Below are 20,706 nucleotides of genomic sequence, written 5' to 3' on the forward strand. Positions count from 1 at the left end.
TATGAATTATGGAAAGATGCTTAAACAAACTATAAAATTAAATCTAGATCAATATTTCTTGTATATATTTTCCCTAATAATTTCAGTTATATTCTTTTTTACTGAATTAACACTATATAATTCATATGTAGTAGTAATTAAACAAAAAAATGTTTTTGTATTACCAGCAATTGCTGTCTTTAATACTGCATTATGGAGTATTTTAACTTATATTTCCTTCGTAAAACACAGACAAAAGGAATTTGCAACATTTTTGGCTTTGGGCATGACCTGTAATGAGCTGAAAATACTACTTCTCTTAGAAAATATTTTAAATTTTCTCATATATGTGCCTATAGGATTAATTTTAGGTATTATATTTTCAAAAATCATTGTACTTTTCATATTTAAATTAGCAGGAATTTGTGCTTTTACTTTTAAATTTAAATCAATTATCTACATAATTACTATTGGACATTATATTTTGCTTACTATTATATTCATTTTATGGACATCTAAATTTATTAATAGTCTGTCCCTTTTAAAAATAGCAAATTATAAAAATTCACATATGGCATATTCTAAAAAAGATAAATTATTAAAAATAGCACCCTATATTTTAATGCTATTTTGCATTCATTTTAATGAAAGAATGGCCCTAAACTTACAATCTAGATATTATATAAACTATTCTTTAATATGTATAGTAGTAATTTTTATATTATTTTTAATTTTTATAAATATATTTATTGTTTTTGCAAAAAAAAGTAAAAATTTTTATTATAAGAGAATTTTTTTAATAAATGAATTAGAAGATTCTTTAAAGGATAATAAAATTATAATTTTCTTTATCGCTTTTTTAAACTTCACCTTCATTATTTCCGAAAGAATTGCTAATTTGACTAGTGTAAAAACACGTTTTAACACTTACAACATTTTTCAAATGTCTTCTTTTAATACCATATATATTTTTATTGTATTACTAAGTTTTATCGCCTCTTCCACTATATTATATTTAAAAATCAAAATAGATCTAGATAACTGGCAATTTGAGAAGATCAAATTATATAATATTGGACTAATTGATGAAGAAATAGATAGTATATTACTATGCAAACTTAGGTTAATATTTTTTTCACATATATTTATAACAACTCTCGCGAGTATTGTATATCTTTATATTTGCAAATTAGGTAAAGAATTTACGATAAATACAATTAAAATATTTATATGCTATTTTATTATACAATTATTGGGATATATTGTAACTAGAATAAAAGTAATTGAAACGAACAGATGAAAATAATCTTTGAAGGTAATAAGGGGTTATTGAATTATAAACATGGAGTAGCAAACAGATTTATATCCTTTGATATTACAGCAATTGAATAGTATAGTTCATGAACAACTATTCAAACCGAATACTCCCCCAAAATGCCGTAAAATTTAGTTATAAATAATACTACATTTTTACGTCGCACTTCAAAAATATCGTCTCAAGCAATCTAATAATATGCAAATTAATTAAGTGGAATTGTATTATTAACGACATTTTAATAAACATATAGTATAATCTAAATAGTATTAATTTAAATCAGGTTAAAGAATACAATAAGTTTGAGAGTGTGATTATTATGAATTTTTTAAGAAACATAGAAAAAGGATCTATAAGTATTAAAAAAATAACAATAAAAAAAGCATTTTTTATTGTTATTCTAACGGTTTTGTTAGAATCATTAGGACAAATACCTATAATTATTATAAATATACTTTCTAAAAAATATTCGACTGCATTACCCTATATAGACCTTGTAGCAGATGTAATAGTTAAATTTTTTGTTATTAGTCTTTTATTAAAATGGTATAGTAAAATCTCCTATGATATACCCCGAAAACAAGGTTTAGATAAGATAAAATTTATTCGTATTGCTGTAATTATTATAGGTTTTCGTTTAGCGTATGATAATAGCTTAATATACTTAGTTGATAAGATACCTATGCCCAACTTTATAAGTCAAGCCTTTGGAGAAATGTCTATTTCACCTATTATTATGATACTTACCATTGCAGTTATAGCACCTATATATGAGGAAGTCATTTTTAGAGGAATACTTCTAAAGGGTATGGCAAATAAAATGGACCCAAACTTAGCACTTATAATATCCGCCTTAATTTTTGCATTAGTTCATATGAATATTCCACAAGGTATTAACGCATTTTTATTAGGATTAATTATTGGAGCTATATACTTACGCTCGAATTCAATATATTTATGTATATTTGCACACTTTATAAATAATTCTGTTGGAATTACAATTTCAGGATCCTTCCAATTATTAAGTGGAAAGTATTCCATGATAATTCGTAGTATATTTTTCCTTGTAGGGATTACAATTTTAATTTTTGCCTATAGATGGTACACCCTAAAGAAACCCGAAGATACATTAGATATATACAAAGAATTTATAGAAAGATAATAAGCTAAACTAATCCTTGAAGAACAAGGAGAATGGAGTAATATTAGATGTTTCAATCACACTTAGGCGAAATGGCTGCACTTGCAACTGCATTATGTTGGACAATTACTGCTGTATCATTTGAAGCCGCAGGAAAAAAAGTCGGGTCTATATCAGTAAATTTAATAAGACTTGTTATCGCATTTATATTAATATCAATTTATAATTTATTTTCTAGAGGAATGATCTTGCCAATAGATGCTTCCAGTTCCGCCTGGTTATGGTTAACCTTTTCAGGAATAATTGGTTTTGTTATAGGTGATCTATTTTTGTTTCAGGCATATGTTGAGGTTGGCGCACGTATATCAATGTTAATTATGTCAACGGTACCACCAATAACAGCGATTACAGGATTCCTTCTTATGGGCGAGAAAATCACGTTGCTCGGGCTTGCGGGCATGATAATAACTATTGTTGGTATTTCCCTCGTAATCCTAACTAAAAATCCAGGTAATAAAAAAGTAAGGTTATCTCATCCAATTAAGGGATTAGTATATGCTTTTATAGGTGCATTAGGACAAGCTTTTGGTCTTGTTTTTAGTAAGTTTGGAATGGGATCATATGATCCATTTGCTGCAACTCAAATTAGAATTATAGCAGCGATTATTGGGTTTTCAATTGTCATTTCTGTGTTAAAGAAGTGGGGTGAGCTAATTGTTGCGGTTAAAGATAGGAGGGCAATGAAATACATTTCTATTGGTTCACTATTTGGTCCATTTGTAGGAGTCTCCCTCTCTTTATTAGCTGTTCAACATGCATCAACTGGAGTAGTTTCAACAATAACATCAATAACTCCAATACTACTAATACCTGTTTCAATTATTGTGTTTAAGGAAAGGATTGCTCCACGAGAAATATTTGGAGCTGTTATTACTTTGTTAGGTATTTCACTTTTATTTATATAAGCAAATCACTAATTAAATAATTTTAAAACCATCCGATATAAACGATTCAATTGTTATATAATGCTTTAAATGTTATAATATAAATATACATTGACTGGGTAGTATTTTAAATTTCTAAAATTTAAAGATACCAATATCTAGAATAAGTGAGGTGATTAAAATATTAGTAACATATAAAATTAAAATTAAGTCTGATGCTATTAAAAGTTTAGTCAAAATGACACGCTCTAAAATCAAATGGAGAAAAAGACTTGAAGTGACTCCTAAATTTAAAAAATTGAATTGTAATCAATCACCAATGATATTAACGAGATCAGCACTACATAATCTATTATTTAGTAGCTGTTTGTAAACGTTTTAACAATACGTATAATTATTAGCACTTAAATTAAGTGCTAATAACAGAGTTAGATTACTTAATACTCCATCATAATAGTACTGAGTACTACTCGATACATTTTTAATATTAAGGTGCTAGGTACTAGCACCTTAATAAAATCTTGCTCTTGTTTACTCTTTGCCTTTCTAAATAAATCTTTTAATTGACTATATGATAAACTTAAAAAAATCTCATATATTTCTTTATCTTTAATTTTCATATCTAATATCTCCAATTCAAACTATTTATATAATATTATATTCTCATAATCTTTATGCAAATATCTATATGTTTTACTCCTTCATAGAAATGTCCCGCTTAAGCCTAATCCATAAATATAATCCTATTATGCAAGTTAATATTTCTGTTATAGTCATCGACCATATAACCCCATCTAAACCAAAAGTATATTTTCCTAAAATCATAATAGGAATTAATAATATTCCCTGCACTACAGACATTATGGTTGCCTCTTTACCTCTTCCAGCTCCTTGGAATATTCCTATAAAAAGACCAGTAATGCTAGCAAACAAAGCTGAAATAAGCAAAGCTATCAAAATGTATATACCCGTGTTTATTACGTAAGTATTGTTGCTAAATAAATGTACTATTGGTTCTCTGAAAATAAATATTATTAATGAAAATGCGAAAGTTAGGATTGCAATATAGGCTGCAGTAATCTTTATAATACTCTTCATTCGTTTTATATTCTTAGCTGCATATGCATAAGCAATTAAGGGAATAACTCCAATATATAACCCTTTAGCAGCAAACTGAGCAAGTTGGGCAATTCGCTGAGATATTCCAAATGCAGCAACAGCATAGTCGCCATAGTATGCTGAAAAATTATTTAGCAATAAAACGGAAATAATCATAAATGCATCTAATAAGAAAGAGGATATTCCTATCTTAAAAATATCTTTAAGCATACTAAGCGTTGGTTTGAATGTTCTTATGGAAACTGTCAAAGTAGAACTTTTGTTTTTAAGGTAATAAACATAGTACAATAATGCACATGTATTCGCAACAACTGTTCCAATTGCTGCTCCTACAATATTTAAATGACATATAAAAATTAGTATGGGGTCCAGTATAATATTTATGATAACACTTATAAACATACCATTCATCGAGACTTTTGATGCTCCCTCCGCTCGTACTACTTGTCCTAATGCAAAGTTAGCAATTACAAATGGACCTCCTATGATAAGAACCATAATAAAATCTTTGGTGAACAAAACGGTATCACCTTTTGCACCTAATATTTGTAGAATGGGATGAATTAAAGGTATCGCGAATAACATAAAAATAAATCCAGCGAGTAAACTTAAGAAAAAAGTAACTGATGAAACTTTTTTTGCCTCTCCTAATCTCCCCTCCCCAAGTAACCTAGATATATAGGTTCCACCACCTACACCAAAAATGTTTCCAATTCCCGATAATATTATTGTAAAAGGTAATGCCAATGTGACAGCTGTCATCATTGCTGTGTTATTTAGCTTTCCAATAAAAAAAGCGTCAATAACATTATAAATCATAATAACTGACATCCCCAGCATCATGGGCACTGCCATGTGTATTATTGCTTTTGGTATAGTTGCTTTTTCAAAATAATAATTTCTTTTCTCTTCCATATAACGATCCTCCTTAAACTTTCAGGTAGTGTAAATTCTTTCACACTACTTATTTGATTCTTTCTTTATATATCAACGGTTTGCTCTGTAGATTGTGTATTGATTGATCTAAATTTACACATTTAAAATTCTCACCTCTTGAAAAAAGTATTTATGTTTCCTTGGAAACATAAACATTCTATCATCTTATTGTTTCCTTGTCAACAATAAAATAGAGCTGCATCATACGCTCATGTTCCAGCGTTTTGATACAGCCCCATTTAGGCTACTTTTTTATACAACACCATTATTCAAAATCATTTTGATTTATTATATCTACACCTTGCTTCTTTATTTCTGCATCCAAATGCCTACTATACTTTGCAACAAAGCTTAGAATGATATCAAATTGTTCCTCGGTTACCTGCTCAAATACGGCTTTATCCCGCTCTTGAAACTCTTTGTGCAGTTCCTCATGGACTTTGTTAATTACTTTTCCTTGCTCAGTAAGCCTAAAATAGATTTCTTTCTTGTTATCCGGTTTTCGGTAGCTTTCGATAATACTTTTTTTTATGAGCTTCTTAGTTATTTTACTTATGGCACCCCTAGTCATATAAAAAGATTCCGCAAGTTTTGTCACGTTGGAATCTACATTTCTTCCAATGTATCCGATACAATGTACTTCAGAAGACTTAAAACCCTTAAGACTGTCTTTCATCTTAGGTTTATTAAGCGAAACTATCTTGTTTAATATGTCCCTGAAACCCATTATGACCTGTTCTTCTTTGTTCATGACCTATCCTCCCATACCTCATTTAAAAAAATATCAATTACCTCAACAAAATTTTATCTTTTGTTTACATTCATTATTATAACAGTTTCTTTATCACTCAACCTTAAATTGTAGCTTTTTGTGTTTTACTGCGGAGCCGCAGCTAATGTTGCACTTGTTGAAACTCCACTTTTTAAATTTGATAATGGATCAAATCTGAGGTCGCAGACCCCTCCATATCTGAAACTGTTTTAGTGATATCTATGCCATTTTCATCTAATACTCTGTATTTTAAAATAGCTGTGGTTTCTCCAGTCTTAGTTATAGCTGAAGTAAACTGAATAATTTTCATTTTTTAAAGTTACAGGAATTCCAGAAGTTTCTTTAACTGGCGTGCTTAAAGTACTTCCCATTCCTTGACCATTATTATATTTAATAGTCGAAATGTCTACAGAATCCTTATTAACTTGTTTTCCATCACTATTTTTTGTCCAACCAGTTTCGTCATTTTTTATAAAGATATCACCTTTATTTTTAACTACTGCATCACTAATCAGACTCGCATTCGTTGGATCATTTGCATAATTTAAAGTATACATATTATCTCCTATTACCACAGAAAAAATTAAGACAGGACAAAAGATCAAGGTGGATGGTTATCCTTATTAAACCCCTGGGGTATACAATTTGGTTTTTGTTAAAATCTTGGTTTTTATTTGATATGCTTCTTTTATAAATAATAAAGGAAGTGTTAATTATGCAAAAAGACTATTTATTAGTAACCCAAGAATTAACGAAAATATTTAAAAAGGAATATGCAGTAGATGCTCTTTCCATCTCAGTTCCGAAAAATCATATTTATGGATTACTAGGGGCTAATGGCGCAGGGAAATCTACCACATTAAAAATGTTAACAGGACTATTAAAAGCAACTTCGGGTGAAATTAATTTTGATGGACATCCATGGAGCCGTAATGATTTAAAAAACATTGGTGCCTTGATTGAGCAGCCACCTATCTATGGGAATTTAACTGCACATGAAAATCTAAAAGTTCATACCACTCTTTTAGGATTACCAGATCACCGTATTTCCGAAGTATTAGAAATTGTAGATCTGACAAATACAGAAAAAAAGCAAGCCAAACATTTTTCTATGGGAATGAAACAGCGTTTAGGAATTGCTACATCAATTCTGAATCATCCTAAATTGTTGATTTTAGATGAGCCTACTAATGGGTTAGATCCCATTGGTATTCGTGACTTACGAAAATTAATAAAATCTTTTCCTGAGCAAGGAATCACTGTAATTTTATCCAGTCACGTTTTATCCGAAGTAGAACAGGTTATAGACTATGTTGGGATTATGAGCAGTGGCATCTTAGGTTATCAGGGTGAAATTAACGAAAATGAAGATTTGGAAACTTTGTTTATGAATGTTGCAGATAAAAATAATGAAAAAAGGAGCATTGCCAGATGAAAAAATATTTAATATCGGAAACATTAAAAACCAAGAGGACTATGCTCCGTAAATTAACAATTTTTATACCAATATTATCTGTGGCCCTTGCCTCTATTTTTGGTTCTTTAGGTGGCGATATCAAGAGCGCTGATATTACTTCGATTAATCATTGGTCATTATTATGGTTGCCAGCTTTAATTGTTTTACTTACAGGTATGTTTCATAAACTCGAACAAGATAGTACAGGTTACAAAACAATTTTTTCTTTTCCTATTAATTTAAGAAAAAGTTGGATATCTAAAATTATACTTTTATCATTATTCACTTTAGTATCCTCTATTTTTTTAGGTATACTTATTCTTATATTAAACTTTAGCATTATTAAGGCGTCAACAAATGGGATCTTAATAATGGGACAACATTTGAGTATTGTCCCATTTTACAATTACTTTATAGCCATTATCATAAGTTGGTTGGTATCGCTTTGGCAGATTCCTTTATGCTTATGGTTAAGTAAAAAAATAAACTTTTTTGTTTTACTATTTATAACTTGTGCAGCTAATTTAGAACTTGGCGCAGGAAAAGCAGCTTCTTCTTTGTGGTGGATGAACCCATGGACTTGGCCTTTGAGGTTACAATGTCCCTTATTACACCTTCATCCAAATGGTCTTCCATTAGAATCAAACAGTGCTTTATTAAACAGTGGAGTTATTCCAATAGGTATATTATTAGGTATTTTTCTATTTTTAATTCTAACTTTTCTCACCAGCTTTTCATTTAAAAGAAGTGAGGTGCATTAATATGAGTGTATTTTGGCATAGTTATAAAGCAGAATTTTTTAAAAACAAACACAGTGTTTTTCTTTGGGCACATATTTTAATGCCTTTTCTTTTAGTTGCCATTATGACTTTTAGTCGCTTTGGCAAGTTGAGTAGTTTAGGTTTGTTTGTGATTTTTTTTAAGATGATTGGTTTTGCCTTTCCACTGCTTGCTGCAGCACTTTGTGGGTTAATTGCAATTCAAGAGAAACAGGCTGGAGATTATCAAATGATGATTGGTAAACTTCCACATAAGACAACTACTTTTCTAAGCCAATTGTGCATGTTACTCACAATGTGTTTAGGTGCTATATTTTCAGCCATCCTGTTATTTATGATATCAATGAAATGGATATTACATGTAAATAACATCAATTATCTTTTATTTTTTAAAACAGGAGGATTGATATTTTTAAGCGTTATCTTCCTTTATAGTTTATATTTAATTTTAGCTTATCATTTCAATACAGGAGTTTGCACTATGGTTGGATTTTCTGGAGTTATCATTGTAGCTTTAGCTTCTACGAGCCAGGGAGATAGTATTTGGATGTTTTTACCTTGGGTCTGGTCTGTACGATTTATCGACTTTATAGCTGCACTTCGATTTAATGATTTAAGTAAAATACCACTGAAGTATATTTCTTACCCTCAAGGTGGGATGGATATAGGATTGATGTGCATGGGAGTAATGACAATTTTCTGCGTTGCTGTTTATATTTTTACATTTCATCTTTGGGAAGGTAGACAAAAATAATCAAAAAAAGTATTATGTAAATAATGGGGGTGAAAATATGGCGAAGATTTTAGCTGTAGACGATGATAAGCGAATTTTAAAATTGATAAAAAACGCTTTAGAAATCAATCACCATGATGTGGTTACATTGCAAAATGCAGAAAATACTCCTATAGAAACCTTTTGTGGCTATGATTTAATTTTGCTAGATATAATGATGCCAGGAATAGACGGATTTAAACTTTGTGAGAAAATACGCCATACAGTAGATTGTCCAATTATTTTCTTAACAGCAAAAACAGAAGAATCAGCAATTGTTAAAGCCCTAATGCTTGGAGGTGACGATTATATAAAAAAGCCCTTTGGAGTAATGGAACTCAACGCCCGTGTTGATGCATACCTACGGCGAGAAACCCGCGGAAAGCCCACGAAAAAGTTAGTGTATGACAATATTACAATTGACTTTGATAAAAAGGAGATTAGGGTTTGTAACAATCTTATTGCGTATACGAAAAATGAATACAAGATTTGTGAGTTTTTAGCATTGAACAGAGGTAAAGTATTTACAAAACAGGGAATTTTTGAAGCGATTTACGATTTTAGTAGCGATACCCAATTTTCAGTGATTACTGAATATATCCGATTAATCCGCAATAAATTCAAAGAATATAATTATTTCCCTATTGAAACGGTTTGGGGAGTTGGATACATGTGGAAATAAAAAAAATATCCTTGCAAGGATATATTATTAAATTTATTTTTAAAATAGGATTTTCTTCTATAATGTTTTTATTTGTTATTTTTCTTATTTTCAGTTATATGGGAAGTTCCGGCATTCTTCTATCAGCCAACCATTCACAACAATTGATAGAAAAGGCTAAAACAAATATAAAAAGTGCTAAACTAGTAACTCCTCAATTAATACCCGACAACTTAAAATATGTGATTTTAGATAAACAAACTTTAAAGACTATTAATGGAACTATGAATAAATCCGAAACTGAAAAAGCAAAAATCAATGTTAAAAACCATCAACCAGGAACTAATGTTTATGAGGTAATTGAGCGTCCAGAATCATACTGTGTCATTCATTACCAATTGATTGTCCAATTTGCGAATCCGATATTTCGAAGGCTAATACCTTATCCTGAGATAACTATCTTTGCAATTTTTGTTGTTATTTTATTAATTGCGCTATATGCGCTTTCTTTACAGTTTTCAAACAAAATAAAAAAAGAATTAAACAAATTTAGTTTGATCACCGAAAAAATTGAGCAGCAGGATCTGGATTTTGAAGTTCAGCCTACCTATTTTGTAGAACATAAAAAGGTTATGGATTCCTTGGACAGTTTGCGTCATAGCCTTAAAAAGTCCTTAACTTACCAATTTGAGCAAGAAAAAAACAAGCAGGAACAGATTAGTTCATTGGCACATGACATTAAGATACCTATTACCATTATTAAAGGAAATGCAGAACTCTTAAGTCTTACACAAAAAGATGAAAAAGCATTAGACTATACAAATGAAATTATAGGAGCAACAAGTGAAATCGAAGAATACACACAACTGTTGATTGATACATCCCAAAATGATCAAATTTTTACCATGCATAAAGAAACAAACAATATAAATGAATTTCTAAATATGATTCAAAAGGATACACTTGCTTCTATAGGGAATCGTGATATTCGTTTTGGACTGGATAATCATATGCCAAAAGAAGTAATATGGAGCATTGATTATTCTTCAATGAAACGGACATTTATGAATATTATTATAAACGCACTTGAATATACTCCGAATGAAACATCATTAAATTTAGAGGTTTCTCTGAAAGATAATTTAGCTTCTTTTGTTATTACTGACTCTGGAAAAGGGTTTTCTTCTGAAGCCTTAAAAAAAGCTACAGAAATGTTTTATACAAATAATAAAAGCCGAAGTCAAACAGGACATTACGGTATCGGATTAGCTTTTGCTGATAAGGTAATTAAGGTTCATAATGGTACGCTTCGTATACAAAATGATATATATACAGGCGGTGGACAAATTATAATATTATTGCCAGTAGAGTTGCCATATTAATATTTTTACTTTGGACCACCTACATTTCACTTTTAATTATTGACATTTTTTATTACCTAAAGTATAATAAAAAATATAGACCAGTCACTATAATTTATTAGAGAGCTATAACTTGTTAGAGAACTATATTTTATTAGAGAGGTATACCGATATGAGTAATAAGGTAAATGTAAGAGAAAAATTTATAGAAACTGCATCAAGACTTTTTCAAATTAAGGGATATAACGCAACTGGGCTAAATGAGATTTTAACAAAAAGTGGAGCGCCAAAAGGATCGTTATATTATCATTTTCCTAAAGGAAAAGAGCAACTTGCATTAGAATCTGTAAACTTAGCAGGTCAAAAAATAATAACTAAAATAATTAATGCATTAGACAGTATCGAAGATCCAATTGAAGCTATTAAATTTAATATAGAAAACATTGCAATACTAATTGATAATGAGAAAAGTACTCCAGATATTTCTATAAGTTTAATAGCTTTAGAGACATATATAACAAGTGAAATTTTAAGGAAAGCTTGCGACGAGATATTTACTTCATTGGAAAATATATATGCAGAAAAATTAATCAACTCTGGAATTAGTAAAGATAAAGCATATGAATTAGGTTGTGTAATTGCTGCAATGGTAGAAGGCGGAATTACCTTATCACTTACAAAGAAAAATGGTGATTCACTTAGAATCCTAGCTAAACAAATACCTAATTTAATAAATATATAATAATGACATACGAAATTTAAATGATTTATTAATGCCTATTTTATAATAGGTGTTTTTTTAGGAGTTTATTATGCAGACTGGTCTAATAATAGGAGGAACGAAATTTATGGAAACAACAAAACCTACAAAAAAATTCAATTCAACCGCAATTATAGGAGTATTAGCCTTCAGCGCATTTTTAGCTGTATTTAATGAAACTATATTAAATGTAGCATTATCTCCTCTTATGAAGGAAATGAATGTTACAGCAGGAACGGTGCAATGGATAATTACTGCATACATGATAGTTGTATCAGTTATGGTACCAATTACAGCGTTTCTAATTCAAACATTTGAAACAAAACATTTATTTTTAGGGGCAATGACATTACTTTTAGTTGGAACAATATGTGCAGCTTGTTCGAGCTCTTTTGCAATGTTACTTATTTCAAGAATGTTACAGGCCTCTGGAACTGGAATGATGATTCCACTTCTGATGAATACAGTATTATTGGTAACCCCACCAGAAAAGCATGGAGCGGCTATGGGAATTTGTGGTTGTGTAATTTCAATTGGACCAGCACTTGGACCAACAGTTTCAGGAATTTTATTACAATTTTTTAGTTGGCATGCATTATTTATAATGTTAATACCACTTATACTAATAGCTATGATTTTAGGTTCAATTTATTTAGTTAATGTGTCAACTCTAACAAAGCCTAAAATCGATTTTATATCAATCATATTATCAAGCGTCGGAATTGGGGGAGTTATATATGGTATAAGTAGTTTTAGTGGTGATGGAAATATGAAGATTATTAGTTTAATATTTATTGTTGGAATAATATCATTAATTATGTTTGTTAAACGTCAATTGTCTTTAAAAGAACCAATGTTAGAAATGCGTATATTTAAATATCCTTTATTTTCAGTAGGGGTAGTACTTGTTATGTTAACAATGATGACAATGTTCACTATGAACGTAATGTTACCTATGTTCCTTCAAGGAGCCCTTAAAACAACAACCTTTGTAGCCGCTATGGTATTACTTCCAGCATCGCTTGCTTGTGGAGTTGTAACTCCAATAGGCGGAAAAATTTATGATAAATTTGGAGTGAAAGTACTAATACCAGTAGGTTTTACTATAATCCTTGTGGCATTATTCGTTTTATCACGTTCAAATAATGATACATCTCTTATTAAGATTATGGTTTCATATATAGTAGTCTGCATTGGAGTTGGGCTTACAATGTCACCTTGTCAAACGAGTTCTCTTAACCAACTACCAAAAGAAGCTTACCCACATGGAATAGCGGTTATGAATACCCTTCAACAAATATCAGCAGCACTTGGTTCCTCATTATTTATTGGTATTATGTCAGCTTCCCAGCTAAAAGCCTTAAATAATTCAGCTACAGAGCAAATTGCAGTGGCTACTGGATTTCAGTCAAGTGCAACAGTCGCAGTCATATTTGTTTTAGTAGGACTTTGTTTATCCTTTACTTTAAGATTTGGAAATAAGAATTCTTGTTCAACCTCTGATTTAAGCTTAGAAAACGAAAAAGTGAGCGGTCTTTAAATTTATTACAGCGACTAACCCAGAAAAATAAAAAATTTTTTTTCAGATACTGATTTGATCCCTTTTCCGGTAAAAGGTTAAATAATAAAAACCTGTCACCGGAAAGGATATTTTTTCCTTCAATAATTAAAGCATCCCATGCTCTATTACTAAATTAGCAGAACAATCATTGGAACCCTTCTTCTATTAACGACGTTCATTATGCTGAATATCTATTATTTTTCATTCTTTTTTCCCATACACTCTAATAGTATTTGTCGATCTAGTTTAAAAGGTTTAGTATTCTCAGAATCATTATTTACAACATCATCATTAACAGAATCTGTTTTCTCTACTGTAGGTAACTTTTTAATCTTCTTTAACTTCTTAAGCTTTTGAAATATCTTCATGTTTTCTCCTATCAATCATTATTTTAAGTTATTTTTTAATGTTTTAGCCTTGAATTTGTCCATTAAATCATTAACACATGTACCTATCATATCAGACTTTTCACTTAATATCATTATAGAAAAAATGTTAAATGAACAGGTTTGGATAAAAACCTGTGTGATTTTATGACAAAAATAGTTATATTTAACATGGATTGAGTAATTATTGATAGTGAACCAACCTATTTTTATATTTACATTGATTTATAAATCGAACTAAAATCCTTTTAAATTTCTAAAAATACCTCAAGACATTTAGTCAAATATGTTATGCCTCTCCAACTTCAAATAATCTTACTACAGCTGTTAGTGACCTGGAAACAGCGTACACTGATGCTGCTGGAAGAGCTTCAAATTATAACGAACTGTATACTGGAGACATTAGTGGACAGACACTTACACCAGGGGTTTACAAGTGGGGAATCGGTGTTTCAATAAATTCTGATGTCACTCTAAGTGGTGGACCAAATGATGTTTTCATTTTCCAAGTAGCTAAAGGAATTACCCAAGCGAGTGGCACTATTGGTAAAAATAAGCTAAATAATAAAACTCTGAGATTATCCCAGAGCTTACTTTTAATTTACAATATTTATTTTCAATTATATAATTAATTTAACCTATTATGTTTAGCAACTAACACTGTAGCCTTGCTAAAGAGTTCAGCTTTTCTATGGATTACATACACTACATGCGGTATAACCTTCATTTATTGCTTCGGATTTTTTAATAGAGATCTCACTTCTACGTAAGTATCTACATCCTGCACTATGATATTTTTTCCCGGTTTTAGTTATATAAACCATTTGACTGTTATTTTCACTTGCTGATTGTTGAGTAGCTGTATTAGATTGTGACTGTGCAACTTGTTGTACTTGTGCAGCTTTAGCAGTTTCTGCACTCTTAGCGTCAGCCGCAATTTTATTTTCTTGAGCCACCTGCTTAGCTTTAACATTAGCCGCAATTCTAGCGTCAGCAACAATTTTGTTGTCTTGTGCAATCTTTGCAGCCTGTTTAGCCTTAGCAATAGAAGCAATCCTAGCATCTGATATTTTTTTAGCTTTTGCATCTGCGGTTATCTCTGTTGCAGTTTTTACATGTTTGACTGGTAATATTTTGTCGACCGCAGCTTTTTTTGATGCAGCTACGGTTGTATTTGTACTTGTGCTTGTAGGATATGTATTATCTAGTTTCATTCCAATACTAAATATTAATATACTTCCTATAAGTGTTAGTATTACTGCTTTGTTTCTATATTTTATTAAATCTACAAGTCCGAATAATATAAATGGTAAAGATGTTATTATTAGAAATGCACTAATTCCAGAAAATAACGAGATTATACAAGACAAATAATATATTGATGCAACTATCTTCTTCCATTTTGTATTTGTTCTAAAACCTGGTATGTGTTTAAATATATTTTCCATTGACATCCCCCTGTAATATGTAAAATATGATAATATTTTATAAAATGATATGTTCCACCAGTAGAAGCAAGATTGCCAGGTTTAAGTTTTGACATAACCATCACTTCCTTTTAGTTATAATTCTACACAATAGTGTAAAATCCTCTAATTACAAAAAAATCAGTTAAGCTTGAATAACTACTATATGCAAAATCATCTTTTATTGCACAATTTCCATACTCACCATCTTTTTTGCAAGCAAAACAACTTATGCATCCACTGTATTTCAAATCATAACATATATTGAGAATTGAGTTGAATGCACGTGACTTATAAGAATATAACTCCATAGCATTAGTCTCCTTTTAGATAGTACCTTACATTAAAGTGCATACTATCATTAATGTCCTACTAATTATATAATACATGTGAAGATGCTTTGCAAAGTAAAATAATTATTAAGAACCTATAATACAGTTTAATGTAGTAAATAAGGAGGATTAATATGAAAAATTTATTTGAGAAAACGACCATTAATAATATAGAGGTTAAAAACAGATTTATTAGAGCTGCTACTTGGGATGAGATGGCGGAAGATGATGGTCATATAAATAACGCATTTATTCAGCGATATGAGTATTTAGCAAAGGGCGGGGTTGGATTAATACTAACCGGGTATGCATTTATATCAAAGGATGAGAAACCTAACCCTGGCATGTCTGGAATTTATGATGATTCTTTTATTGAAGAATATAAGATTTTAGTAGATAAAGTACATAAATATGAAACTAAGATTGCAATGCAAATAGTATATGGAGGGTCTCAAACTGAGCATCCAAATGCCAGTGAAATGAACATATACGGACCTTCAGCTATAAAAAATATAGTAAGTGGAATTACACCAAAGGAAGCTACAAAAGCGGATATAAAAATGATTGTTGCAAAATTTGGTGATGCGGCGGTGAGAGTAAAAAAAGCTGGCTTTGATGCCGTAGAAATTCATGCAGCCCATGGATATTTATTAAGCCAATTTTTAACACCTTATTATAATAGAAGAACCGATGAATATGGTGGAGATATACATAACAGAGCAAGAATAATTTATGAAGTAATAGAGGAAATAAGAAGAAGGGTTGGCAAAGATTATCCAATTATGATAAAAATTAATTTTGATGACTTTATGGATAAAAATCAAGGCCTTAGCAAAGAGGAATCTATAGAAGTTTTTAAAAGAATTGATAAACTAGGAATAGATATGATTGAACCTAGTGCAGTTAACCTATCTTCTGGAGAAGGTAAAGTTCCATTTTTAAAAGGAATTAATACTGTAGATAAGCAATCATATTTTAAAGAAGCTGTAATGAATATTGCAAGTGTTGTAAACGCCAAGGTAATTCTAGTTGGAGGAAATAGAAATATGGATTTAATGAATGAAATTTTAAATACTACCCAAATTCAATATTTCTCATTATCTAGAACTTTACTTTGTGAGCCAGATTTAATTAATAAATGGAGTGATAACAAGGATTATAAGCCTAAATGTATTTCCTGTAATAAATGTTGGGATGAGATACCAAATTCTTGTATTTTTAATAGATAAATAAGATAATAAAATAATTATTTATCATAAAACAACCTCTCGTAATGTCATATTCATATTTTTTCCCATTAATCCAGACAAACTTTATTGCATTAGATGTTAATGTTTGAGAAAATTGCCTAATGAAAAAAATAATGTACGAACCTTTAGTGTTTATTTAAATACAAAGTATTTACAATTTGTTATTTATTTTGGTATAAAATATTAACATTCAATTGATATAATAATTATATTAAAGGAGCCCCCTTTGATATATGACTTGACTTTAATTATTGAACAACCCTAATACATAAAAGGCTGTACTCCTAATGAGTACAGCCTTTTATGTTAGGATCTTATAGTTATTAAGATACCCAATAACACTTATTTCTAGGCAGGTTTTTAATATTTATTTCATAGCTTAAATTTTTGAACTATATTATTTAGCTTATCTGCTAATATGGCTTGATTTTGAGAAGATTTTGATATTTTTTGGACTGCCATAACAGATTCATTAACGGTTGCTGATATTTCCTCGGAGCTAGCAACCGATTCCTCAGCTGTAGCCGATATATTTTCAATTGCATCTCTAATCTCTGATATAGTTTCATTTACTATATTCATTGAAGCTCCAATATCCGCAGATATCATATTGGTTTTTACGGCATCTGAGCCGTATTGCTTACTTGTATCTACAAATAGATCATAATCAGGTTTAACCTTAGTATCAATAAAGCATAATACATCCTGAGCGTTGCTGGTAAGATTTTGGAATGCATTTTCAACTTTTTCAGTTACCTCCTGAATCTTTTTAACTGTAGCCTCTGACGCCTCAGCTAATTTTCTAACTTCGTCAGCAACTACGGCAAAGCCCTTACCTTGTTCTCCTGCTCTTGCTGCTTCAATAGCTGCATTAAGTGCAAGAAGATTTGTTTGACTTGCAATATCCCCTATTTCCGTAGCCATTATCTTAACTTCACTAACAACACTACCATCTTTAATTGCTTTTAATATGTTTTCTTGCTTCTCTAAATATAATTTATTTGTGGTACTAGAGCTATTTTCGGCAGTTATTCTAACTTGCTTAGCTTTTACTTCTATATTATTTGAAATCTCAGTTCCCTCATTTGCACGTCCAGTAACATTAGCCACATTCTGTGCTATACTTTCTGTGGTTGCATTTACTTCCTGCGTAGTGGCACTTAACTGTTCTGCACCTAAAGATACTTGCTTTACCGATTCATTGATAAGCTCCATTTTTGATGATATTTTTTTTGTTGTAGCAGAAATATCATTTGAAGATGCTAATACCTCAGCGGAATCCTTTATTAATTCTCCAACAACTTTTATTAATTCTTCCCTTAATTTTATTAAACTGTTTCCCATAATACCTATTTCATCCTTGCTTGACATCATTTGATTATTGTCATTATAAGTTAAATCCAGCTCAGCTAATCTACCAATAAAACCTGTTGCAACTTCTATTGGTCTAGATATTCTTCTGCCAATAATTAATGCAATAATTAATGAAAGTATAATTCCTATAGTGATAATTAAAAGAATAATATATATTGAATCATTTAAAGTTTTGAACACTTCTGAACTCGGCACTTTTACTCCCATAATCTGACTATTATTCAACGTATAATAACTCATCATCTGCTTATGCCCCTCAAAGTTTGTCTCGAGCACCATAGATTTTTTATTACTTAATTCATCGGTTATAAATTTATATTTTCCATCTTCTAAAGTGTCTAATTTATCCGTTGATTTTTGGTCCGTATCAACTACAAAACTGTAATCTTTATCTAGCAAAAATGCAGAACCTGTATCACATATCTTTGTATTTAAAATTATCTTTTTCAAACTTTCAAAGGAAATATCCATACCTGCAACTCCAACTAATTTATTATTATCATATACAGGTAATGTATATGATATCATGTTTACGTTATTACTGGCTGGGTCTATATAAGGTTTTGACCATACCCCTTGTTTAGCTTTAGTTGCGCTATAATACCAATTTAAATTTTTATTACTTTCCTTATAATCCTTTAATAAATATGAATTGTTGTTAACATTACCCTCTTTCTTTTGTTCATCATAGTAATAAGCCACATCGTAAGCCTTACTTCCATCTGTGAATTTAGGATCAAAATTCATATATAACCCTACAATTCCAGTATTACTAACACCTAAATTATTTATTAAAGGACTTAACTGGTTTTCATACGCATTCATATAATTTTTGTCTTTAACCTTAGATACGTCTATTGTGCCTATTACTAGTCCAGATAATTCCTTTACAGTGTTTTCCACCTTCGTAGTATGTACTGTGTATTCATTTCCTCTACTAGAAGCTATATTTAATAAGTTCTCTGTGGCTTCCTTCTTAATTATACTTGTAGATTTAACAATACTTGCAATTCCCACAAGCGTTGATACTAAAATTGAACAACTCACTATAGCAATAACTATTTTAGTGCTAATTTTCTTTTTCAACAAAGTTTCCTCCTTAAAATATTTTCTTTTGTTTTTTTTATAGTTTAATAAAATACACTATATTATAATATCGGGTTAATCTAAGAAATATTTACAAATAAAATCATCTAAAAAAATGTAAACATATTCACTCCTAGAACGAGCGAATTATCTAAATAAAATATCTATCATTTGATGTGGAACACTGTGGTATGCAAACCCTATAGATTTATAAAAAAAAGAAATGAGTGAAATAAAAGTGTGAGTAATATATTTTGCTAGTATAGAATATATATTATTTCAAATGCTATAGTTATAGGGAGATGATAAGTTTGGATAAAAACCAGGGTGATTTTATGCTAAAAGCTGTTATATTTGATATGGATGGAGTAATTATTGATAGTGAACCAGCACATATGAGGCTGGAAAATGAGACTTATAAAAAATTAGGCATAGAGGTTACAAACGATGAGCATCACTCTTTTGTAGGCGCAACTTCTCACTATATGTGGGAAGCTCTAAAAAATAAATATAAGCTTAATCAAACACTTGATGAGTTAATTGAATATGATCGAAGTAAGTATTTTAAATACCTTAATTCAGATGAATGCGAAATAACTCTTATTGATGGGGTGAAAGAGCTAATTAAAGACTTTCATGAGAATGGAATAAAGCTAGCCATTGCGTCATCCTCTCCACTAAATGTAATTATGGCTATTGCAAGTAAATTTCAAATAGAAGAATACTTTGAAGTTTTTGTTACCGGTGACTATGTACAGAGAAGTAAGCCTGAACCAGATATATTTCTTTTTGCTTCAGAGAAGCTTGGTGTAAGCCCGGAAAATTGTATAGTTATTGAGGATTCTCATAACGGGGTTCGTGCTGCTAAAAAAGCAGGTATGAAGTGTGTAGGAATTAATAGCGGTGCTGCAGGAAGTCAAGACATTTCCATGGCAGATTTAGTGATAAACAGCTTTAAAGAAGTGGATTATATTAAATTAAGTTAATAATTGTTTTTACATTTATTGGTTTTACGGTGAATATTCTTTTGATATCACTGTACCGTTTGAGAAATGCAATTTAAGAAGCTTAATATATAATAAGATAACTCGTCAATATTTGTTGTTGGTGTAATTCAGAGAAATGTTGACGAGACCCCTTCTTGAAAAATTTTTAATAAATATGACTATAAATCTGCTAGATATTTACCTACATGGCGACCAAATGTCATAGATCTTCCTGCTGCAACTCCTGGAGTTAGTTCTGGATACGAATGT

General features: G+C 30.3%; 20 protein-coding genes and 1 pseudogene. 13 read left to right on the forward strand and 8 right to left on the reverse strand.

Annotation, left to right across the window (positions count from 1 at the left end; translation table 11 throughout):
• The first annotated feature begins 1 nt into the window (after window position 1).
• From LL038_RS14890 to LL038_RS14900, 3 genes are all read left to right on the forward strand, one after another.
• Window positions 2-1,279, forward strand: coding sequence for an FtsX-like permease family protein (locus tag LL038_RS14890; RefSeq protein ID WP_268055885.1), 1,278 nt, complete (start codon window positions 2-4; stop codon window positions 1,277-1,279).
• A gap of 334 nt (window positions 1,280-1,613) precedes the next feature.
• Window positions 1,614-2,456 (forward strand): CPBP family intramembrane glutamic endopeptidase, encoded by an 843-nt coding sequence (locus LL038_RS14895; RefSeq protein ID WP_216124808.1) that lies wholly within the window; start codon window positions 1,614-1,616, stop codon window positions 2,454-2,456.
• Between the two features lie 47 nt (window positions 2,457-2,503).
• On the forward strand, window positions 2,504-3,400 hold the full coding sequence (locus tag LL038_RS14900) for a DMT family transporter (protein ID WP_216124811.1): 897 nt from the start codon (window positions 2,504-2,506) through the stop codon (window positions 3,398-3,400).
• Window positions 3,401-3,816: 416 nt separating this feature from the next.
• Here the strand turns inward: LL038_RS14900 and LL038_RS14905 are convergent, their stop codons facing one another.
• The 4 genes from LL038_RS14905 to LL038_RS14920 form a co-directional block, all read right to left on the reverse strand.
• Window positions 3,817-3,999 carry a hypothetical protein gene (locus LL038_RS14905; RefSeq protein WP_216124813.1) on the reverse strand — a complete coding sequence of 61 codons (183 nt, stop codon included), beginning with the start codon at window positions 3,997-3,999 and terminating at the stop codon, window positions 3,817-3,819.
• A gap of 73 nt (window positions 4,000-4,072) precedes the next feature.
• Window positions 4,073-5,413 carry an MATE family efflux transporter gene (locus LL038_RS14910; protein ID WP_216124814.1) on the reverse strand — a complete coding sequence of 447 codons (1,341 nt, stop codon included), beginning with the start codon at window positions 5,411-5,413 and terminating at the stop codon, window positions 4,073-4,075.
• Between the two features lie 286 nt (window positions 5,414-5,699).
• Entirely contained in the window at window positions 5,700-6,185 is a 486-nt protein-coding gene (locus LL038_RS14915; protein ID WP_216124816.1) for a MarR family transcriptional regulator, read from the reverse strand.
• 296 nt (window positions 6,186-6,481) lie between these two features.
• Complete coding sequence (locus LL038_RS14920; protein WP_216124819.1) at window positions 6,482-6,763, reverse strand: hypothetical protein; 282 nt, start codon at window positions 6,761-6,763, stop codon at window positions 6,482-6,484.
• A gap of 158 nt (window positions 6,764-6,921) precedes the next feature.
• Between LL038_RS14920 and LL038_RS14925 the strand changes: the two genes are divergently transcribed.
• From LL038_RS14925 to LL038_RS14955, 7 genes are all read left to right on the forward strand, one after another.
• Window positions 6,922-7,641 (forward strand): lantibiotic protection ABC transporter ATP-binding protein, encoded by a 720-nt coding sequence (locus tag LL038_RS14925; protein ID WP_216124821.1) that lies wholly within the window; start codon window positions 6,922-6,924, stop codon window positions 7,639-7,641.
• On the forward strand, window positions 7,638-8,423 hold the full coding sequence (locus LL038_RS14930; RefSeq protein WP_216124823.1) for a lantibiotic immunity ABC transporter MutE/EpiE family permease subunit: 786 nt from the start codon (window positions 7,638-7,640) through the stop codon (window positions 8,421-8,423). Before LL038_RS14925 ends, LL038_RS14930 begins: the two co-directional genes overlap by 4 nt.
• 1 nt (window position 8,424) lies before the next feature.
• Window positions 8,425-9,195 carry a lantibiotic immunity ABC transporter MutG family permease subunit gene (locus LL038_RS14935; RefSeq protein WP_216124825.1) on the forward strand — a complete coding sequence of 257 codons (771 nt, stop codon included), beginning with the start codon at window positions 8,425-8,427 and terminating at the stop codon, window positions 9,193-9,195.
• Window positions 9,196-9,232: 37 nt separating this feature from the next.
• Complete coding sequence (locus LL038_RS14940; protein ID WP_216124827.1) at window positions 9,233-9,895, forward strand: response regulator transcription factor; 663 nt, start codon at window positions 9,233-9,235, stop codon at window positions 9,893-9,895.
• Window positions 9,886-11,256: a sensor histidine kinase gene (locus LL038_RS14945; RefSeq protein WP_216124829.1), complete on the forward strand. Its 1,371-nt coding sequence runs from the start codon at window positions 9,886-9,888 to the stop codon at window positions 11,254-11,256. The genes LL038_RS14940 and LL038_RS14945 overlap by 10 nt, the downstream gene beginning before the upstream one ends.
• A gap of 151 nt (window positions 11,257-11,407) precedes the next feature.
• Entirely contained in the window at window positions 11,408-11,977 is a 570-nt protein-coding gene (locus LL038_RS14950) for a TetR/AcrR family transcriptional regulator (RefSeq protein ID WP_216124831.1), read from the forward strand.
• 106 nt (window positions 11,978-12,083) lie between these two features.
• Window positions 12,084-13,535 carry an MDR family MFS transporter gene (locus tag LL038_RS14955; protein WP_253200287.1) on the forward strand — a complete coding sequence of 484 codons (1,452 nt, stop codon included), beginning with the start codon at window positions 12,084-12,086 and terminating at the stop codon, window positions 13,533-13,535.
• A 215-nt stretch (window positions 13,536-13,750) separates the two neighbouring features.
• Here the strand turns inward: LL038_RS14955 and LL038_RS14960 are convergent, their stop codons facing one another.
• Window positions 13,751-13,924: a hypothetical protein gene (locus tag LL038_RS14960; RefSeq protein WP_216124835.1), complete on the reverse strand. Its 174-nt coding sequence runs from the start codon at window positions 13,922-13,924 to the stop codon at window positions 13,751-13,753.
• 302 nt (window positions 13,925-14,226) lie between these two features.
• Here LL038_RS14960 and LL038_RS25725 point away from each other — a divergent pair, with 302 nt between their 5' ends.
• Complete coding sequence (locus tag LL038_RS25725; protein WP_216124910.1) at window positions 14,227-14,574, forward strand: ice-binding family protein; 348 nt, start codon at window positions 14,227-14,229, stop codon at window positions 14,572-14,574.
• A 57-nt stretch (window positions 14,575-14,631) separates the two neighbouring features.
• Here LL038_RS25725 and LL038_RS14965 read toward each other — a convergent pair whose 3' ends face one another.
• Window positions 14,632-15,390 (reverse strand): hypothetical protein, encoded by a 759-nt coding sequence (locus tag LL038_RS14965; RefSeq protein ID WP_216124837.1) that lies wholly within the window; start codon window positions 15,388-15,390, stop codon window positions 14,632-14,634.
• Between the two features lie 191 nt (window positions 15,391-15,581).
• Window positions 15,582-15,665 (reverse strand): annotated as a pseudogene (locus LL038_RS14970) (flavodoxin family protein); the annotation flags it as partial.
• 209 nt (window positions 15,666-15,874) lie between these two features.
• Between LL038_RS14970 and LL038_RS14975 the strand changes: the two are divergent.
• Complete coding sequence (locus LL038_RS14975; protein ID WP_216124839.1) at window positions 15,875-16,969, forward strand: NADH:flavin oxidoreductase; 1,095 nt, start codon at window positions 15,875-15,877, stop codon at window positions 16,967-16,969.
• 393 nt (window positions 16,970-17,362) lie between these two features.
• Here the strand turns inward: LL038_RS14975 and LL038_RS14980 are convergent, their stop codons facing one another.
• Window positions 17,363-19,450, reverse strand: a complete 2,088-nt coding sequence (locus tag LL038_RS14980) for a methyl-accepting chemotaxis protein (RefSeq protein WP_216124841.1) — start codon at window positions 19,448-19,450, stop codon at window positions 17,363-17,365.
• A 311-nt stretch (window positions 19,451-19,761) separates the two neighbouring features.
• Here LL038_RS14980 and LL038_RS14985 point away from each other — a divergent pair, with 311 nt between their 5' ends.
• Window positions 19,762-20,436 (forward strand): HAD family hydrolase, encoded by a 675-nt coding sequence (locus LL038_RS14985; RefSeq protein WP_253200288.1) that lies wholly within the window; start codon window positions 19,762-19,764, stop codon window positions 20,434-20,436.
• Window positions 20,437-20,706: the final 270 nt, after the last annotated feature.

The sequence above is a fragment of the Clostridium estertheticum genome, assembly GCF_026650985.1.
GTDB classification, from domain to species: Bacteria; Bacillota; Clostridia; order Clostridiales; family Clostridiaceae; genus Clostridium_AD; species Clostridium_AD estertheticum_C.

Excerpts from the sequence above, each read along its gene's own strand:
- LL038_RS14890 (WP_268055885.1), top strand. The coding sequence starts at position 2 with ATGAATTATGGAAAGATGCTTAAACAAACTATAAAATTAAATCTAGAT.
- LL038_RS14895 (WP_216124808.1), top strand. The coding sequence starts at position 1,614 with ATGAATTTTTTAAGAAACATAGAAAAAGGATCTATAAGTATTAAAAAA.
- LL038_RS14900 (WP_216124811.1), top strand. The coding sequence starts at position 2,504 with ATGTTTCAATCACACTTAGGCGAAATGGCTGCACTTGCAACTGCATTA.
- LL038_RS14905 (WP_216124813.1), bottom strand. The coding sequence starts at position 3,999 with ATGAAAATTAAAGATAAAGAAATATATGAGATTTTTTTAAGTTTATCA.
- LL038_RS14910 (WP_216124814.1), bottom strand. The coding sequence starts at position 5,413 with ATGGAAGAGAAAAGAAATTATTATTTTGAAAAAGCAACTATACCAAAA.
- LL038_RS14915 (WP_216124816.1), bottom strand. The coding sequence starts at position 6,185 with ATGAACAAAGAAGAACAGGTCATAATGGGTTTCAGGGACATATTAAAC.
- LL038_RS14920 (WP_216124819.1), bottom strand. The coding sequence starts at position 6,763 with ATGTATACTTTAAATTATGCAAATGATCCAACGAATGCGAGTCTGATT.
- LL038_RS14925 (WP_216124821.1), top strand. The coding sequence starts at position 6,922 with ATGCAAAAAGACTATTTATTAGTAACCCAAGAATTAACGAAAATATTT.
- LL038_RS14930 (WP_216124823.1), top strand. The coding sequence starts at position 7,638 with ATGAAAAAATATTTAATATCGGAAACATTAAAAACCAAGAGGACTATG.
- LL038_RS14935 (WP_216124825.1), top strand. The coding sequence starts at position 8,425 with ATGAGTGTATTTTGGCATAGTTATAAAGCAGAATTTTTTAAAAACAAA.
- LL038_RS14940 (WP_216124827.1), top strand. The coding sequence starts at position 9,233 with ATGGCGAAGATTTTAGCTGTAGACGATGATAAGCGAATTTTAAAATTG.
- LL038_RS14950 (WP_216124831.1), top strand. The coding sequence starts at position 11,408 with ATGAGTAATAAGGTAAATGTAAGAGAAAAATTTATAGAAACTGCATCA.
- LL038_RS14955 (WP_253200287.1), top strand. The coding sequence starts at position 12,084 with ATGGAAACAACAAAACCTACAAAAAAATTCAATTCAACCGCAATTATA.
- LL038_RS14960 (WP_216124835.1), bottom strand. The coding sequence starts at position 13,924 with ATGAAGATATTTCAAAAGCTTAAGAAGTTAAAGAAGATTAAAAAGTTA.
- LL038_RS14965 (WP_216124837.1), bottom strand. The coding sequence starts at position 15,390 with ATGGAAAATATATTTAAACACATACCAGGTTTTAGAACAAATACAAAA.
- LL038_RS14975 (WP_216124839.1), top strand. The coding sequence starts at position 15,875 with ATGAAAAATTTATTTGAGAAAACGACCATTAATAATATAGAGGTTAAA.